At 68.8% G+C, this 15,889-nt stretch carries 18 protein-coding genes and 1 pseudogene; 15 read left to right on the forward strand and 4 right to left on the reverse strand.

The window, feature by feature from the left end:
• Positions 1 to 47 precede the first annotated feature (47 nt).
• The 4 genes from AB0M46_RS23095 to AB0M46_RS23110 all read left to right on the forward strand — a co-directional run bounded on the left by AB0M46_RS23095 (position 48) and on the right by AB0M46_RS23110 (position 2,775).
• Positions 48 to 500: a DoxX family protein gene (locus AB0M46_RS23095; RefSeq protein ID WP_363339018.1), complete on the forward strand. Its 453-nt coding sequence runs from the start codon at positions 48 to 50 to the stop codon at positions 498 to 500.
• The gene (locus AB0M46_RS23100) at positions 501 to 1,724 is read left to right on the forward strand and encodes a CoA transferase (protein ID WP_363339019.1); all 1,224 of its coding nucleotides are present in this window, start codon (positions 501 to 503) and stop codon (positions 1,722 to 1,724) included.
• Positions 1,724 to 1,936 carry a ferredoxin gene (locus tag AB0M46_RS23105; protein ID WP_363339020.1) on the forward strand — a complete coding sequence of 71 codons (213 nt, stop codon included), beginning with the start codon at positions 1,724 to 1,726 and terminating at the stop codon, positions 1,934 to 1,936. The genes AB0M46_RS23100 and AB0M46_RS23105 overlap by 1 nt, the downstream gene beginning before the upstream one ends.
• A gap of 182 nt (positions 1,937 to 2,118) precedes the next feature.
• Positions 2,119 to 2,775, forward strand: coding sequence for a GntR family transcriptional regulator (locus AB0M46_RS23110; RefSeq protein ID WP_363339021.1), 657 nt, complete (start codon positions 2,119 to 2,121; stop codon positions 2,773 to 2,775).
• 181 nt (positions 2,776 to 2,956) lie between these two features.
• On the opposite strand, the gene AB0M46_RS23115 is transcribed toward AB0M46_RS23110, so the two are convergent.
• Positions 2,957 to 3,283, reverse strand: coding sequence for a CoA transferase (locus AB0M46_RS23115; RefSeq protein ID WP_363339022.1), 327 nt, complete (start codon positions 3,281 to 3,283; stop codon positions 2,957 to 2,959).
• 67 nt (positions 3,284 to 3,350) lie between these two features.
• Here AB0M46_RS23115 and AB0M46_RS23120 point away from each other — a divergent pair, with 67 nt between their 5' ends.
• The 3 genes from AB0M46_RS23120 to AB0M46_RS23130 all read left to right on the forward strand — a co-directional run bounded on the left by AB0M46_RS23120 (position 3,351) and on the right by AB0M46_RS23130 (position 5,222).
• Entirely contained in the window at positions 3,351 to 3,509 is a 159-nt protein-coding gene (locus AB0M46_RS23120) for a hypothetical protein (protein WP_363339024.1), read from the forward strand.
• 76 nt (positions 3,510 to 3,585) lie between these two features.
• Complete coding sequence (fdxA, locus tag AB0M46_RS23125; protein WP_363339025.1) at positions 3,586 to 3,912, forward strand: ferredoxin; 327 nt, start codon at positions 3,586 to 3,588, stop codon at positions 3,910 to 3,912.
• A gap of 11 nt (positions 3,913 to 3,923) precedes the next feature.
• Complete coding sequence (locus AB0M46_RS23130) at positions 3,924 to 5,222, forward strand: FAD-dependent oxidoreductase (RefSeq protein WP_363339026.1); 1,299 nt, start codon at positions 3,924 to 3,926, stop codon at positions 5,220 to 5,222.
• Between the two features lie 52 nt (positions 5,223 to 5,274).
• Here AB0M46_RS23130 and AB0M46_RS23135 read toward each other — a convergent pair whose 3' ends face one another.
• Entirely contained in the window at positions 5,275 to 6,036 is a 762-nt protein-coding gene (locus AB0M46_RS23135; RefSeq protein WP_363339027.1) for an aldolase/citrate lyase family protein, read from the reverse strand.
• Between the two features lie 149 nt (positions 6,037 to 6,185).
• On the opposite strand from AB0M46_RS23135, the gene AB0M46_RS23140 reads away from it, so the two are divergent.
• The 6 genes and pseudogenes from AB0M46_RS23140 (at position 6,186) to AB0M46_RS23165 (ending at position 11,892) form a co-directional block, all read left to right on the forward strand.
• On the forward strand, positions 6,186 to 6,926 hold the full coding sequence (locus tag AB0M46_RS23140) for an SDR family oxidoreductase (protein WP_363339028.1): 741 nt from the start codon (positions 6,186 to 6,188) through the stop codon (positions 6,924 to 6,926).
• Positions 6,927 to 6,966: 40 nt separating this feature from the next.
• Positions 6,967 to 8,190, forward strand: a complete 1,224-nt coding sequence (locus AB0M46_RS23145) for a cytochrome P450 (protein ID WP_363339029.1) — start codon at positions 6,967 to 6,969, stop codon at positions 8,188 to 8,190.
• A gap of 23 nt (positions 8,191 to 8,213) precedes the next feature.
• Positions 8,214 to 9,092 carry a hypothetical protein gene (locus tag AB0M46_RS23150; RefSeq protein ID WP_363339031.1) on the forward strand — a complete coding sequence of 293 codons (879 nt, stop codon included), beginning with the start codon at positions 8,214 to 8,216 and terminating at the stop codon, positions 9,090 to 9,092.
• A 40-nt stretch (positions 9,093 to 9,132) separates the two neighbouring features.
• Positions 9,133 to 10,200 (forward strand): annotated as a pseudogene (locus AB0M46_RS23155) (aldehyde dehydrogenase family protein); the annotation flags it as partial.
• Positions 10,201 to 10,255: 55 nt separating this feature from the next.
• Entirely contained in the window at positions 10,256 to 10,618 is a 363-nt protein-coding gene (locus tag AB0M46_RS23160; RefSeq protein ID WP_363339060.1) for an aldehyde dehydrogenase family protein, read from the forward strand.
• A 29-nt stretch (positions 10,619 to 10,647) separates the two neighbouring features.
• Complete coding sequence (locus AB0M46_RS23165; protein WP_363339032.1) at positions 10,648 to 11,892, forward strand: FAD-dependent oxidoreductase; 1,245 nt, start codon at positions 10,648 to 10,650, stop codon at positions 11,890 to 11,892.
• 401 nt (positions 11,893 to 12,293) lie between these two features.
• Here the strand turns inward: AB0M46_RS23165 and AB0M46_RS23170 are convergent, their stop codons facing one another.
• Positions 12,294 to 12,662, reverse strand: a complete 369-nt coding sequence (locus tag AB0M46_RS23170; RefSeq protein ID WP_363339033.1) for an SDR family oxidoreductase — start codon at positions 12,660 to 12,662, stop codon at positions 12,294 to 12,296.
• A 235-nt stretch (positions 12,663 to 12,897) separates the two neighbouring features.
• On the opposite strand from AB0M46_RS23170, the gene AB0M46_RS23175 reads away from it, so the two are divergent.
• Both AB0M46_RS23175 and AB0M46_RS23180 read left to right on the forward strand, forming a co-directional pair.
• Entirely contained in the window at positions 12,898 to 13,599 is a 702-nt protein-coding gene (locus tag AB0M46_RS23175) for a GntR family transcriptional regulator (protein ID WP_363339034.1), read from the forward strand.
• On the forward strand, positions 13,596 to 13,763 hold the full coding sequence (locus tag AB0M46_RS23180) for a hypothetical protein (RefSeq protein WP_363339035.1): 168 nt from the start codon (positions 13,596 to 13,598) through the stop codon (positions 13,761 to 13,763). Before AB0M46_RS23175 ends, AB0M46_RS23180 begins: the two co-directional genes overlap by 4 nt.
• Here the strand turns inward: AB0M46_RS23180 and AB0M46_RS23185 are convergent.
• Positions 13,735 to 15,831 (reverse strand): tetratricopeptide repeat protein, encoded by a 2,097-nt coding sequence (locus AB0M46_RS23185; RefSeq protein WP_363339036.1) that lies wholly within the window; start codon positions 15,829 to 15,831, stop codon positions 13,735 to 13,737. The two genes, AB0M46_RS23180 and AB0M46_RS23185, sit on opposite strands and share 29 nt — an antisense overlap.
• Between the last annotated feature and the right edge of the window lie 58 nt (positions 15,832 to 15,889).

Genomic DNA, 15,889 nt, shown 5'->3' on the forward strand with positions numbered 1-15,889 from the left:
CATTCCAAAATGAATGCAACTGCTCGGAATGCCTCTGGAGGTGTTCGATGGACGCGGATCTTCCGCTGCTGCTTCGTCTCGCTCTGGGATCCATGCTGTTGGCCCACGGGGCCAACAAGGTGTGGGGTGGGGGCGGCCTGCCGGGGACGGCGTCGTGGTTCGAAGGCCTCGGGATGCGCCCGGGGTGGCTTCACGCTCGCCTTGCTGTCGTGGCGGAGCTCGGAGCGGGGGCCCTCATGTGCCTCGGGCTCCTCACGCCCCTGGCCGGAGCGGCCTTCGTGGGGCTCATGGTCACCGCCGCGCTGACGGACCACCGGGACAACGGGTTCTTCCCAGTCGTCCTGGTCTGGCTGGGTCCCGGGCGCTGGTCCGTCGACCACCTGCTGGGTGCGGCGCTCAGTGGCCCCGTCGTCGCGCTGAAGGCCGGGACGCTCGGCCTCGTGGCCAGTCTCGGGCTCCTCACGTCCGTCGGGCAGCTCCGGCGCAAGGCGGTGGCCTAGGTGGTCGACGGGCTGAATGATTTCGAGGGCGAGGCAGTCGACCCGGGCGGGCCGCTCGCAGGCGTCCGGGTCGTCGACCTCACCGTCTGGATGGCGGGCTCCGTTGCCTCCATGCTCCTTGCGGACCTCGGTGCGGACGTGGTCAAGGTGGAACCCCCACGGGGTGACCCGACCCGCGCCCACGTCGCCCCGACGGCCGGTGCCGAGCCTGCAGGGTCCGGACAGAGTCTGTCCTTCACCGCGTGCAACAGGAACAAGCGCTCCCTCGTGCTCGACCTCAAGCAGGCCCACAACCTGGAGGTCATGCATCAGCTCCTCGCGCGGGCAGACGTCTTCGTCACCAATCTGGCTGGTCCGGCCCTCACGCGGCTGGGGCTGGACGAGGCCACCGTGGCCGAGCGACACCCCGACCTGATCCACGCGCGGTCGGCCGGGCTCGGCACGGTCGGTCCGCGAGCCGACGACTTCGCCCAGGACATGACCGGGATGGCCTACGGCGGCATGCTGTTCACGGCATCCGGGGAGCCGGATGAGCCGTTCGCGCCACCGGGCTCGATGAATGACGTGCTCACCGGGACCATGGTCGCCTTCGGGGTCCTGGCCGCCCTCGCGCAGCGCAGGCGCACGGGGAAGGCCCACGCCGTGTCCGGGTCCCTGCTGCAGACATCCCTGTGGAGCCAGATGTTGCTCATCGGGTCGGCGGCCAACACCCAGGGCGCCTCCACGGAGGGCCGCCCGAGACGCAACCCCCGCAACGCCTTGCTCAACCAGTACCGTGCGGCGGACGGGCGCTGGATCGCCGTCGCTGCGATCAACGCGAACGCGTGGCTGCCCTTCATCAACACCCTGTGCCTCGAGCCACTGCTGTCGGACGAACGGTTCGCGACGTTCGAGTCTGCCCTCCAGCACTCTGCAGAGCTGAGGGTGGTGCTCGACGAGCACTTCGCCACGAAGGAGTCCGATCACTGGCTCGACCTGCTGCGCAGCGGGGGCATCTGGTGCGGGCCCGTGAACCAGCTCACGGATGTCGTCGTCGACGAGCATGTCGAGGCCGAGGGCTACCTCTCGACGCTCTCCGACGGGGTCCGCACGGTGACCATGCCCTTTCACCTGTCCGGCTACACCGTTCCACAGGTCGCGGGACCCGCCCTGGGTGCCGATGAAGAGCGCATTCTCCACGACTGGGACATCGTCATGGAGTCGAGCAACGTTCAGGAGGACTGATGAACGCGCACGTCACTGTCGATCCCTCTCGCTGTGAAGGCCATGCCATGTGCGTCCTCGAGGCGCCGGGGGTGTTCGAACTGGACGACGACGGCTTCTCCACCGTTACCATGGCGTCGGTCGAGGGTGCGGACGCGGCAGCGGCCGAGCGCGCAGCTCGTGCCTGCCCCGCGGTGGCGATCTCGGTGGTCAGATCAGCCGACGCGGGATAACAAACCGCGAGGCCAGGTGATGCGTGCCGCCGTCCTCAGAAGCACATTCTGACGCTAAAGAGTGTGTACAATTGAGGGGCCCTGCCACTACAACCGAGGATCGGTGCGTTGCTCGCATCATGTCGTCACCCCGGTTCCCGGTCGTCAACAGATTTCCCGCTCCCGCGCGGTCGGAGCGCGGCATGAGCGCGGTGGGGGAGGCGACCCAGCTCACGGATCAGGCCGCTGCGCAGATCCGTGGTCTGATCATCGACCGGGTTCTGTTGCCCGGCGAGAAGATCCGGCAGGTCGAGCTCGCCGAGACGATCGGAGTGTCGCGCAGCCCGCTGCGTGAGGCGCTGCGGACTCTCGAGGCGGAGGGCGTCGTCGCCTACCACGCGAACCGCGGCTACGTCGTGTCCCGTCTCGACGACGAGGACCTGGCCCAGATCCACCGGATGCGCTCGCTCCTCGAGTCAGAGCTCCTGCGAACCGTCGTCAAGCCGACCCGGGAGCAGTTGGCTGCGCTCAAGGACATCAACGACCGGCTCGCGGACGCGGTCAAGGCGCATGAAGTCGCGGAGATCGTCCGGCTGAACCGGCTCTTCCATTTCTCCCTCTTCGAGCTGTCGCCGCTCAACCTGATCCGCCGCGAGGTCACCAGGATCTGGCAGCTCTCCGATGTCTACAGCGCGGCGTGGTGGTGGCGGACCCCTGCAGCAGGGGCGAGGATCATCTCGGAGCACAAGGCCATCCTCACGGCCCTGCGCAAGTACGACATCGACGGGCTCATCGACATCTCCGAGAGGCATCGCACCGGGGGCTACGAACGCGCCGTGAGCGGCACCCCCAACCGCTGACGGAGTCCGCCGAGGGTTGGGGGTGGCGTGGCGGCGCGTGGGCGCGCCTACTGTCGAACTGCCTCAGGTGCCGGTGTAGACCCGAGGGCGGCCCTCGCGCCTGGCAGCCAGGGCCTCTTGGGCGTCCGCGCTGCGAGCGAACTGGTCGTTGCCCGTGCGATAGATCCCGACCCGGGCCGGCTCAGGGCGCCTGCCGTGGTGGGGATCTGAAGGGCTTCGCGGCGAGTCGGGGCTCCATCGTCGCCGGCGCGCAGTCGGCGATGGCCACATCGAGGTGACGGGCGGCGAAGGACTCCGGGTGGCGTGCCTTGTCCAACAGGGCGATGACGATGCCGAGACTGGCATAGAGCGAGCTCCTGATGTCGGCGGCCGGCAGGGTGCCGGGACATCGGTCGCGTCGGCGCCCTCCGGCGGGCGCGGGATCTCCCCCGACAAGCGATAGGTACTGCAAGTCGTGACCCGCGACGTCGCGGTAGGCACCGTGGGCGCCGTATCCAGAGATCGACACGTATACGAAGCACCTGCGCTCGGGTGACCGCAACGAGGAGTTGTGGTAGTAGTGTATGCAGTATTTAATGCAGACGCTCCATGCCGCGGACGGACCGGCCCGGTCGTTCCTCGGCCTGCCCGAGATCGCGGAGATCGAGATCAACCCGCTCCGCGTCCTCAGGGAGACGGACCGGACGGCGACCGTGGCGCTCGACATCGTGGTGCTGTCTGCCGCTGTCGGGTGAAGTCCGTCGGGTGGCCTTGACGGAAGCGCGTTCTGGCAATAATGTATGCAAACTTGCACGCATAGAGAGTAAAGCCATGGCCTATGTGATCACCCAGAACTGTGTCGACACCAAGGAGGGCAGCTGCGTCATCCAGTGCCCTGTCGACTGCATCTACGAGGGCAACCGGATGATGTACATCCATCCGGACGAGTGCATCGACTGCGGTGCCTGCGAGGCGGCCTGCCCCGTGTCGGCCATCTACTACGAGCCCGAGACGCCTCAGGACATGGAGCAGTTCGTCGACATCAACCGCGAGTTCTTCGACGAGATCGGGTCCCCGAGAGGTGCGCGGAAGGTCGAGAAGGGTATCCGGGATGTGCCGGTCGTCGCGGCGCTCCCGCGGCGGGTCGTCGAAGAATGAGTCTGCGGCGCGTGGCCATCGTGGGTTCCGGACCGTCCGGTGCCTACTGCGCGCAGGTCCTGGCCGAGCACGAAGGGCTCGACGTCGACGTCCACGTCATCGAGCGGCTGCCGGTGCCCTACGGGCTCGTGCGCTACGGCGTGGCGCCCGACCACCAGCGGATCAAGTCGATCGTCGCTTCCTTCCAGGAGATCTTCGAGCACCCACGGGTGCGCTTCTTCGGCAACGTTCAGGTTGACCGAGACGTCGGGCTTGAGCAGCTCCTCGCCGGCTACGACGCGGTGATCGTTGCCAGCGGAGCCACTGTCGACCGGCGGCTCGGCGTGCCGGGAGAGGACCTGAGGCGCGTCTACTCGGCCACGCACTTCGTGTCCTGGTACAGCGGTCACCCCGATGCGGCCGACAGGATCTTCGAACTCCAGGGTGATCGCGCCCTGGTCATCGGCGCGGGCAACGTCGCACTCGACGTCGCGCGGATGCTCTGTCGGACACCCGACGAGCTCAGGCGGACCGACGTGCCCGAGCATGTCATCGAGGCGCTCGCCGCGAGCAGCCTTCGCGAGATCCACGTCGTCGCGCGTCGCGGCCCGGCCTTCGCCAAGTACACCAACAAGGAGCTCATGGAGCTGGCACACCTCGAGGGCGCGGACCTGGTCGTTCGGCCCGAGGACCTCGAGCTCGACGAGCTGCAGCAGGAGGTCGTGACGCGCGACCCGCTCGTCGGTCGTAGGATGACCTTCCTGCGTAAGGCTGCCGCCACAGAGCCGCGCGGGGCGGCGCGCTCCATCCACCTGCGCTACCATCTGGCGCCCCAGCGCATCCTCGGCAGCGACGCAGTAGAGTCCGTGCAGTTCAGCAGTGCCGCCGGCGAGCAGTCGATTGACGCCGGCGTCGTCTTCCGTTCGGTCGGGTACCTCAGCGCGCCGATTGCCGGTATGCCGTTCGACCACGTCCGTGGCACCGTCCCCCACCAGCTCGGCCGTGTCGTGGGCGCCGATGGCGTCCCGGTGCCCGGTCTCTACGTGGCTGGCTGGCTCAAGCGAGGCCCGAACGGGGTCATCGGCACCAACCGCATGGACGCCATGGAGACCGTCGGGTCGCTCATCGAGGACTTGGCCGCCAGGACCCCGGACGAAGCCCGCGAGCGGGATGCGACCGCGGGTCCCGTTGCCGATTTCTCGGGAGCCATCGGCTGGGAGGGGTGGCAGGCGATCGACGCGCAGGAGGTGCGCGACGGTGCGGCCCAGAGGCGCGACCGCGTCAAGGTGCACCAGTGGGAGCGCATGCTCGAGGTCGCACGGGATCGGTGAGTCCCGGGGCGGCCCGCGGCCTCTCGCCGGAGCCGCCCCAGGGGCATGAGCCTCAGGCCCGCAGCTCCTCGGCCAGTGCACGTGCACGGGCAAGCCCCTGGTCGAGGTACTGCAGGTCGGCACCGATCACGATGAAGGCGGCCTGCCGGTCGGCCCACTTCCTGGCGGCCGCCTCCGCGGCCGCAAAGATCCCGAACGGCACGCCGTGGCGGCCGCAGGCCGCGTGGATGCTCTCGATCGCGCCCTGAACATCGGCGTGGCCGGGCTCGGTGAGGTGGCCCAGGGACACGGCCAGGTCGGCTGGGCCGACCATCACGGCATCGAGACCGGGGGTCGCCAGGATGTCGTCGAGGTGCTCGAGGGCGTCTCGACTCTCGATCATGACGACCACGGCGATCTCTTCGTCGGCCCGCGCGAGATACTCCACGCGCCCTCCGTCGAGGCGGGCCGCGCGCCGCGGGCCAAGGCCGCGCGTGCCGGCATACCGGGCGGCGGCGACGGCTCTGTGGCAGCTTTCGCCGGAGACGACCGCGGGGACGATGACACCTTCAGCGCCCAGGTCGAGCGCCATGCCGATCAGCGCCGGGTCGTTCGCGGCCACCCGGACCAGGCTGGTGGCTCTCGCCGTACGCAGCGCGACGAGCATGGTCTGCAGGTCCGAGCTCGAGAGCGGGGCGTGCTCGGCGTCGATCATGAGGAAGTCGGGCGCGCCGGCGCCGACCATCTCGGCGACGAGCGGGTCCGCGATCGTGAGGGCGACCCCCAGGGCGGTCCCCCCGCCCCGGGTCACGGACTTGAAGTGGTTTGTTCGCATGGCGCTCCTCCTTGGAGGCTCTTGTCAGCGGGCTCAGGCGCCAGCAGTTGACGCACTTTTGGACTACATCTACGATATTAATGTATGCATTTCTGCACGCGAGGGCGAGTATTGTGAACCAAGAATCCTCAGGTCGGCTCCACGGGCGAGTGGCACTGATCACAGGTGCAAGTCAGGGCATTGGCGCTGCCATTGCCCGGCTCTTCGTCGCCGAGGGGGCCCGGGTGCTCGTGACGGCGCGCAAGGAGAGCGAGGGGGCCGCCCTTGCCGACAGCCTCGGGCCGTGCGCGGCCTTTGCTCCACTTGACGTCCGGGACGCCATGGCATGGGCTGACGCGGTGGGAGCGGCGGTTCGCGCCTTTGGTGCTTACCCCACCATCCTCGTCCACAATGCCGGAGTCATGGTCCCGGGGACTGCTGAGCACCCCGACCTGGAAGCCCTCGACCTGGCAATGGGCGTCAATGTCATCGGGCCCCAGCTGGGCACGGCAGCCTGCATCCCCGGCATGAAGGAGGCCGGTGCCGGCAGCATCGTCGTGGTTTCCTCGATTGCCGCCCTGGCGGGGGCCTTCAACTTCCTCCCCTACGCGATGAGCAAGTCGGCAGCCGTGACCTACGCCAGGTGTGCCGCGCGCGAGCTGGGCGTTCACGGCATCCGGGTGAATGCATTGTTGCCTGGCGGCGTGGAGACACCGATGAGCACCGGCTCGAACTTCGACAGCCTCGACCACGCTGCGTGGTTCGGGTCCATGCCGATCCCACGCATCGGTCGCCCGGACGAGGTGGCCGCCGCGGCGCTCTATCTGGTCTCCGACGAGTCCAGCTTCGTGACCGGCACCACGCTCGTCGTCGACGGGGGTCAGGTGCACGGCCCGGTCCGCCGATCGTGACCAGCTGCCCCTTGGGCGTGAAACGGGAAGAGATGACGAGATGACAGCCCTTACCACCGATGATGTCCGACTCGAGGATCCTGAGTTCTACCAGGGCGACCGGGAGACGATGTACGCCCGACTGCAACGTGAAGCGCCGGCGTTCTACTATCACCCGCTCGACATCTTCGTGCTCTCGCGGCTCGAAGACATCAAGGAAGCCGCGCGGACTCCGGAGATCTTCTCCTCTGCGCACGGGCTGCACCTCGGGGAGCTGAGGCTCGATCCCGACGAGCGGGCGGTGTACAAGACGCTCTTCGGGACGGAGGGCGAGCAGTTCGCCTACGCTGACCCACCGCGGCACCGTGACCTGCGCAGCATGGCCTCTCGCAGCTTTGCACCGAAGGCCATTGCCTATCTCGGCGAGCAGATCGAGAAGCATGTGGCCGGCATGCTCGGTGAGATCGAGCTCGGGAAGCCCTTCGACTTCATCGAGCAGGTGGGTGGGCCACTGCCCTTCCGGGTGGCCGAGGACCTGATCGGGCTTCCTCGGGGCCATGAGGCGCAGATTGCCGCCTGGAGTGAGGCCCTGGAGAACCTCAAGCTGATCCGCGGCGCGGAGAACCTGCGGAAGCAGATCGAGACCTTCAGGACGATGAACGACTTCTTCCGAGAGCGCATCGCCTACAAGCGGCAGCACCCTGCTGAGGACCTCATCTCCAACCTGCTCGAGGCACAGCTCGACGGTGAGCCCGTATCCGAGGCGAACCTGCTCATCATGTGCAGCACCTTCCTTGCCGCGGGTAGCGACAACACCCGGGCCCTGCTCGCCAGCATGGTCCGGGCGTTCGCGATGAACCCGGAGCAGTGGGACATCCTGCGGGCAAACCCGGAACTGCTCGACAACGCGGTTGAGGAGAGTCTCCGGTGGGCGACCCCGGCTCGCGGATTCGCGCGAACCGTCATGTCCGACACCGAGATTGCGGGCACGAGCATCAAGCAGGGCCAGCGGGTGTACCTGCTCTTCGATGCGGGCAACCGCGACGCCGATGCCTTCGAGAGCCCGTGGACCTTCGACATCCGACGCCATGAGCCACGCCGTCAACTGTCCTTCGGCTACGGGGTCCACCAGTGCATCGCCGCGCACCTGGCCCGGCTCGAGGCCCGCATCGTGCTTCGGCGTCTCGTCGAGCGCTATGAGCGGCTCGAGCTGGCCGGTGAGCCCGAACCGATCCGCCAGGTCCTGCGGTCCGGCTGGCTCGACATGCCGGTCACTTTTCACTGACCGCGCGTCCAGGAGGGGATTCGATGTTTGCCTTCAGTACCGACTCCACGCCCTACGAGCGGGTAGTCCGCGCGGCCCGACCCGGGATCATCCACCGCAAGTTCGTCCGCGAGAGCGAGGTCCTGCCGGGCGTCGGCTTCACCGCCGACCTCGTGAAGTACCAAGGCGGGAACGGCACGTTCTCGGCGCCACGCCACCGGCACGACTTCGACCAGATCCGGTTCATCGTCAGCGGCAGGGCCGACTTCGGCCACGGGTTGCTCGGCAAGGCCGGCCACGTCATCTTCTTCCCGGCCGGCACGCACTACGGCCCTGAGGAGATCGAGGACTCGGAGGTCATGCTCATCCAGTGGAGCAAGTCGTGGGTCTGGCGCGCAGACAGTGACGCCGCTCATTCCGAGATGTCGAAGGTCGGGGAGTTCAAGGACGGGTGGTACGTCACGCGCGGTGACGACGGGATCGAGCGCCGTGCCGACGCGCGGAATGCCGTCTTCGAGTTCGCGACTGGCAAGAAGCTGGTGTATCCGACCCCGCGGTATCCGCAGCCGATCCTCATGATGCCCGAGGGCTTCGCCTGGCGCCCGCACACCGAGGGCGTGGACGTCAAGATGCTCGGGCGCTTCACCGAGGACGACGTCTACGTCGGGAACTACCGGTGGTCCGGCACGGGCCGGTTGGCGCTCACACCCGAGCGAACCCAGCTGTTGTGGGTGGTCGCGGGGCCCGTCCGCGTCGGCGGCGAGGAGCATCAGGCACGCTCGGTGATCTTTTCGGACTTTGACGAGTCGGTGGACGTCGAGGCCTCCGAAGGGGCCGAAGTCGTGGTGTTCGGGCTGCCGCTGCCCGCACCGGCACAGGTGGACCTGCCCACTGACGTCGAACCGTCCGCTGCCCGCGCCTAGAGCGCCTCTCGGACACAGATCCATCGAAGGAGAACGAGCAATGAGCACTATCGGCAGAGTTGAAGTCCCTGTCGGCAACCTGGACCGCTTCTTCATCGGGGGCGAGTGGGTCGAGCCCTCGAGCGACGACCGAATCGATGTCATCGAGCCGGGCACCGAGGAGGTGTGGGCGCGGGTCGCCGCCGCGCGGCCCGCGGACATGAACCGCGCAGTGGCTGCGGCGCGTGAGGCCTTCGACAACGGCCCGTGGACCCGTATGTCCCACGCGGAGCGGGCCGGCTATCTCCGGGCGGTGGCCCAGGGACTGCGGGACCGCGCCGATGACTTGGCATCGATCTGGACCTCGGAGATGGGAATCCTCCACGTGGATGCCGTCACCCGTGGAGCACGGATCCCGGGCATCTATGACTTCTATGCCGGCCTCGCGGAGTCGTTCGAGTTCGTCGAGCGCCACGAGCCCATGGGCGGTGGCTACGGCTGGCTGGTCCGCGAACCCGTCGGCGTGGTGGGGGCCATCATCCCGTGGAATGCCGCGGTGGTCGCCATGAGCTGGAAGATCGCCCCGGCGCTGCTCGCCGGGTGCACCGTTGTGCTCAAGACCGCGCCCGAGGCGCCGGTGAGCGGATACCTCCTGGCCGAAATCGCCGACAAGGCCGGACTGCCGCCCGGCGTCCTCAACATCGTGACCGCCGACCGCGAGGTCTCCGAACTGCTTGTCCGCAACCCCGGGATCGACAAGATCTCCTTCACTGGATCAACGTTTGCCGGACAGAAGATCGCGACGATCGCGGCAGAGCGCACGGCCCGGGTCAACCTCGAGATGGGTGGCAAGAACGTCGCGCTCATCCTCGACGACTACGACCTCGAGACCGCGGCGGCCTCGCTGGCCCGCTCTACGATCGAGCTCACCGGTCAGGTCTGCTCGGCGCTCTCGAGGGTCACCGTGAGCCAGCACCGTCATGATGCGCTCGTCGAGGCTCTGGCGTCCGAGTTCGCCAAGATCCGAGTGGGCGACCAGTTCGATGCGAGCTCCCAGATGGGCCCTATCGCGATGAAGCGCCAGCTCGACAAGATCAACGACCTGATCTCCGCAGGCGTGCAGGAGGGCGCTACCCTCGCCCAGGGGGGGCCGCCGTCCCGAGGGCCTGGACAAGGGGTGGTTCATCGAGCCCACCGTTCTCGGCAACGTGGGCAACCGGTCGGTGACCGCCTGCAACGAGCTCTTCGGGCCGGTGGTGAGCGTCATCCCCGCGAAGGACGAGGAGGACCAGATCCGGATCGCCAATGACACCAACTACGGCCTCAACTCGGCGGTCTTCACCAACGACGAGAACCGGGCCTGGGAGTTCGCCCGGCAGATCCGCTCGGGCACCGTGGGCCACAATGCCCACCGCAACTCGCACGCCTTTGCCTTCGGTGGGTTCAAGCAGTCCGGTATTGGCCGCGAAGGCGGCCGGGAGGGACTGATGCCCTACTTGGAGACGAAGGCGATCATCCTGGACCGCGAGCCGACCGCTGCTGCCTGAGCAAGCGTGCACGGCCTGACAGTGACGACATGAGCGACGGGATCTGCATGAGCCGAACCATCGTGGTCGTTGGTGCCTCAGTGGCCGGGGTGCGCGCGGTGCGCGCACTCCGGTTCGAAGGCTTCAACGGGGAGCTGATCCTGGTGGGTGAGGAGACCGAGCTTCCCTACGACAAACCGCCGTTGTCGAAGGCGATCCTGACGCAGGACGACGAACCGCCGACGTTGCGGCTCATCTCGCACGACGAGCTCGAGCAGCTCAGGGTGTCTCTGCGGCTCGGTTCGGCGGCCGTGGCGCTCGACCCTCGAGAGAGGTTGGTGCACCTGGCGGACGGCGCGAGCGTCTCCTACGACGACGTAGTCATCGCCACGGGAGCCTCGGCCCGCCAGGCGCCATGGGCGACGTCGTCAGGCGTGCTCACGCTGCGGACCTTGAGCGATGCGCGGGCACTGCGCTCCCACCTGGTGCCGGGCGCGAGAGTCGCGCTGATCGGGGGCGGCTTGATCGGCGGCGAGGTTGCCGCCGCGGCACGGAGCAGGGGCTGTAGGGTGACCATGATCGACATGGAGGAGCTGCCGCTCCAGCGTGCCTTCGGCCCATTGGTCGCCGACCGCATCGGACGTCTCCACGCGGACCGGGGCGTCGCGGCCAGACTGGGGCGCGGCGTCCGCTCCGTGACGGGCGAACTCGGGGCGCTGGCGATCACCCTCGATGACGCGAGTGTCGTCGAGGCGGACGTGGCCCTCGCAGCGCTGGGCGCCCGCCCCAATGACGGGTGGTTGAGCGGCTCGGGCCTGACCGTTGCCGACGGGGTCGTCTGCGACGGCGATCTCCGCGCCGCGCCGCACGTCTTCGCCGTCGGTGACGTGGCCCGCGTGCCACACCCAGCCTCCGGGCGCTATCGCGCAGAGCACTGGACGAATGCCGTCGATCAGGCTCGACACGTAGCTCGTGTCCTGGTGGGGGCGGACATCGAGGAGGGAGGCTACGCACCGAGCGACTACGTATGGAACGACCTCTACGACTGGAAGCTCCAGGCGGTCGGCAGTCCGCGCTCTCATGGGCCGACGGCGGTGGTGCGGGACCTTGAGGTCGACCGTCCGGTCGCCGCCGTCGTCCACGCAGATGAAGGGGGAGTGGCGACAGGAGGCGTGGCTATCAACTGGCCGCGTGCGCTCGTCACCCTCCGACGCGCTGTTGACGGGGTGAACAGCGCCCAGCAGGTGGCAGAGGCGCTGTCGGAACTGCCCGCGCCGGTGATGGTCTCCGACTAGAGATTGTGCCGACAAAAATGTCGATGACCAATATCTTGCATATCTTCGACGGTAGGGGTTGCAAGGCCTTGGCTCGCAACGAGGCGGCCATTCTCCGAACGGCATCCCAGGCGCTTGAATGTCAAGCAGCTGCCTCGTTGAGGTGATGCGCGGACCAGTGTCTCGTGCATCCGGGTGACGACCTGACCACCTCGGCCGAGTCGGCGGCGACCGGGCGCAGCTGGTGCGAGCTGATGCGCACCATGTCCGCGAGCAGGTGCGCGTCGGCTGCGTCGCTCTCGGCCCCGGACAGCGCCAGGCGTTCCCGTAGCGGGACGCCTGCAACGGCTTGACCGCGTATACGGTGTACCCGGCGTTCGTTCGTCTTGGCCTTGACAGACGGCCCGGAGCGGAATGCGCGGTTACACGAGGCCGCGCGAGCTGTCCTTGCCGAACACCGGCTCGACCCAGGGTATGGCGTCGAATGCCCTGACGAGTGTCTGGCCGCCGTCGACGGCGATCACCTGGCCGGTGACCCGGTCGGCGTCGGGGCCGACGAGGAACTTGACGATCGCGGCGATGTCGCGCGGTGCGCCGAGGCGGTGCATCGGGATGATCGACAGGAAGCCCTGCTTGATCTGCTCGGGCAGGTCTTGGCGTGGTACCTCGACAAGCCCAGGCCGGATCGCGTTGACGGTCACGTTACTCGGACCAACCTCGTGGGCCTCCGCGTAGGGTCGCCAGCCGTCAGCGCTGCGTGGGGCCTGCGGTCCGGGCCCGGCGTTCAGCACGCGCTCCCATCGACGTTGAATTATGTAAATCGCCGGGGTATTCGGCTACAGCGGGTTTGCCTACCTATTCGCCGGGTGAGCATCCTGGTCGGCATTGAATGGTGGAGGTGTCCGACGGGGCGCATGCTATCTTGAGTGCAACTTTGTCTGCAAGTGTTGGGAGCCTACATGGTAGACGTTCATCGGTCGCCTGGCGTGACATCGATCGGAGGCGCCACCCGCCTCGAACTGGCCCATGTCTCTCAAGCGTGAGCCCGCGCCGGCTGTCGCAGAGCCGCTGCAGCTGACTCTGGAAGCTACCGCGCAGATCCGTGGTCTGATCATCGACCGGGTGCTGCTCCCGGGGGAGAAGATCCGCCAGGTCGACCTGGCCGAGCGTATCGGCGTTTCCCGTAGCCCACTGCGCGAAGCGCTCCGGACCCTCGAGTCCGAAGGCGTCGTCAGCTACGAGGCCAACCGAGGTTATGTGGTCGCCCGGCTCGATGACGACGACCTCGCCCAGATCTACCGGATGCGCGCGTTGCTCGAGGATGAGCTGCTCCGGACGGTGACGCGCCCCGACCCCGCCGTGCTGAGCGCTCTGAAAGACCTCAACGAGAGGATGATGACCGGGATCGACGAGCGCAACGTCACCGAAGTGTTGCGATGCAACCGCGAATTCCATTTCCTCATCTTTGATCTGTCACCGCTCAATCAGTTCCGTCGCGAGGTTCGCCGGCTCTGGCAGATGTCGGAGGGCTACAGCGCTACGTGGTGGTGGCGCCAGCCGGAGGCGCGGAAGCACATCGACACCGAGCACAAGGCCATCATCAGTTTGCTGCGGAAATTCGACCTGGACGGGCTGGTCGACATGTGCGCCAAGCACCGGGTAGGCGGCCTCGAACGTTCGGTCAGCGGGGTGAAGGGCGGCGCCGCGCGCTGGCGGATCGGCGGTTGACGGCCAACGAACCGCGGCTGGCGCCCGAGCTGCAGGTCGCGGAAGCCTTGAACTGCGGTGGGCAGTGCTTCTTCGCCATCGTGTTCCAGACTCCTATCCACCCGGCCGCGCAGGGATCGGCCCTTGCCGGTGTCGTCATCGAGCTCCCCGCAGCGCCGCGCTGACCCGCTCGGCGTCGGGCAGGCCCAGATCGGTGTAGACGGTCAGGGCGTGCCGCCACGCGCGCCGGGCGCCGGCCCGGTCGCCGGCCGCAGCGTAGAGGCCTGCCAGGCCCTCGTGGGCGACGGCCTCTTGGAGCCGCTCGCCGGTCTCCGCGGCGAGGGCGAGGGCCTCGGTGTAGCGGTCCCGCGCCGCGTCCGGCTCGCCCGCGGCGGCCAGTGCGGCGCCCAGCCCGTTGAGCGTGTCGATCTCGCGGGCGCGCGCCCCGATCTCGCGGAACAGGCTCAGGGCGCGATCGTGGTGCACGATCGCCTCCCCGGACCGGCCGAGGACGAGCAGCGAGCGGGCCAGGTTGTGCAGCGCGTCCGCCTGTCCGGCGGGGTAGCCGATGTCGGCACAGATCGCGTAGGCCTGCTCGTGACACTCGACGGCCCGTTCGGCGGCGCCGGACTCCTGGCGGAGCAGGCCCAGCGTGTCCAGCGCGTAGGCCTCGCCGTGCCGGGCGCCGAGCTCGCGCAGCAGTATGAGGGCCCGGTCGAGGCCCTCGGCCGCGGCCTCGAGGTCGCCGAACTGCCGGCTGCCGATGCTGATGTGGACGAGCTGGATCGCCTCGCCGAGCCGGTGGCCGGCCGCCCGGAACGTGTCGAGGGCGGCGTAGTGGTACTTGCGGGCGTTCTCGTAGTCGCCGAGGCGCCATGCGGCGTTGCCGATCAGCTCCTGGCTGCGCCCCTCGCCGGCGGCGTCACCGGCCGCCCGGAACCGTTCCAGCGCTTGGTGGTGCAGCTCGGCGGCGTCGGCGAAGCGGCCGAGCCGCAGGTAGGTGACGCCGAGATGGTTCAGCGCGGTGGCCTCGGCGGTGGGGTCGCCGTGCTCCCGGGCGGCCTCGCGGGCCCGGGAGTGCAGGTCCTGTGCCTCGGTGTAGTAGCCCAGGTCGAGGTACCGCTGCAGGGTCCGGGCGATGGCGATCGTCTCGGCGGGCCGGCCGTGCCCGGCGAGCGTGACGGCGTTGGCGCGTTCGCGGTCCAGCCAGGCCCGGGCGGCGGCCACCTGGTCGAACAAGCCGGTCGGGGCGGCGTCCGACTCGCCGGGCAGGACGGTCGCGATGGCGGCCGTGGCCGTGTCCACGTAGTACTCGATGAGGCGGCCGAGGGCCGCGACCCGCACGGGGCCGGGGTCCTCCTCGCGGCCGCGCTCGGCGGCGTACGCGTGCAGCACGTCGTGCATCGTGAAGCGGCCGGTTTCCGGCTCGGCGAGCAGGTGCGCGCCCGTGAGCTCGGCCAGCAGCGGCGCGACCTCGGCCTGGCTGTGCCCCGCGAGCCGGGCCGCGCCGGCCGCCCCGAGGTCGGGGCCGGGATGCTGGCCGAGGAGGCGCAGCAGCCGGGCGGCGGCCGGTGTCAGCTGCCGGTAGGAGCAGTCGAGGACGGCGCGCACGTCGGTGCCGGGCTCGTCGCCGTGCAGCGCATCGAGGCGGTCGGCCAGTTCGGCCGCGAGACTCGCGAGCGGCAGGCCCGGCCTGGTCGCCGCCCGGGCGGCGGCGACGGCGAGGGCGAGCGGCAGCCGGGCGCACCGCTCGACGATCGCGTCGACCGCTTCGGCCTCCGCCCGGATCCGCTCCGGGCCCAACCGGCGGGTCAGCAGCGCGCGGGCCTCGTCGGCGGGGAGCAGATCCAGCAGTACCGGTTGCGCGCCCTCGGTGGCGACCAGCCCGGTGAGGCGGTGGCGGCTGGTGACGAGGGCCACGCAGCCGGGCGCGGCCGGCAGCAGCGGGCGGACCTGGTCCGCGTCACGGGCATTGTCGAGCAGCACGAGCATCCGCCGGCCGGAGAGCAGCGTCCGGTACTGCGCGGCGCGCGCCTCGAGATCGCCCGGCACCCGCCCCGGCGGCAGCCCCAGCGCGGTCAGGAAGCCGTGCAGCGCCCCGGCGGCGGTGACCGCGTCGCCGGTGGGGTGGAAGCCGCGGAGGTTGACGTAGAGCTGCCCGTCCGGGAACCGGGCCCGCACCCGGTGCCCCCAGTGCACGGCGAGCGTCGTCTTGCCGGACCCTGGATTTCCACACATTAGGCGTGGCACCATGGTTGACATGGGGAAACGACGCACACAGACGGTTAAGCCTGTCGGGAAGCCGCAGAAC

The organism is Dactylosporangium sp. NPDC051485, assembly GCF_040682015.1.
Lineage (GTDB): Bacteria > Actinomycetota > Actinomycetes > Mycobacteriales > Micromonosporaceae > Dactylosporangium.

Excerpts from the sequence above, each read along its gene's own strand:
- AB0M46_RS23095 (WP_363339018.1), top strand. The coding sequence starts at position 48 with ATGGACGCGGATCTTCCGCTGCTGCTTCGTCTCGCTCTGGGATCCATG.
- AB0M46_RS23105 (WP_363339020.1), top strand. The coding sequence starts at position 1,724 with ATGAACGCGCACGTCACTGTCGATCCCTCTCGCTGTGAAGGCCATGCC.
- AB0M46_RS23110 (WP_363339021.1), top strand. The coding sequence starts at position 2,119 with ATGAGCGCGGTGGGGGAGGCGACCCAGCTCACGGATCAGGCCGCTGCG.
- AB0M46_RS23120 (WP_363339024.1), top strand. The coding sequence starts at position 3,351 with ATGCAGACGCTCCATGCCGCGGACGGACCGGCCCGGTCGTTCCTCGGC.
- fdxA (WP_363339025.1), top strand. The coding sequence starts at position 3,586 with ATGGCCTATGTGATCACCCAGAACTGTGTCGACACCAAGGAGGGCAGC.
- AB0M46_RS23135 (WP_363339027.1), bottom strand. The coding sequence starts at position 6,036 with ATGCGAACAAACCACTTCAAGTCCGTGACCCGGGGCGGGGGGACCGCC.
- AB0M46_RS23145 (WP_363339029.1), top strand. The coding sequence starts at position 6,967 with ATGACAGCCCTTACCACCGATGATGTCCGACTCGAGGATCCTGAGTTC.
- AB0M46_RS23150 (WP_363339031.1), top strand. The coding sequence starts at position 8,214 with ATGTTTGCCTTCAGTACCGACTCCACGCCCTACGAGCGGGTAGTCCGC.
- AB0M46_RS23165 (WP_363339032.1), top strand. The coding sequence starts at position 10,648 with ATGAGCGACGGGATCTGCATGAGCCGAACCATCGTGGTCGTTGGTGCC.
- AB0M46_RS23175 (WP_363339034.1), top strand. The coding sequence starts at position 12,898 with ATGTCTCTCAAGCGTGAGCCCGCGCCGGCTGTCGCAGAGCCGCTGCAG.
- AB0M46_RS23185 (WP_363339036.1), bottom strand. The coding sequence starts at position 15,831 with ATGGTGCCACGCCTAATGTGTGGAAATCCAGGGTCCGGCAAGACGACG.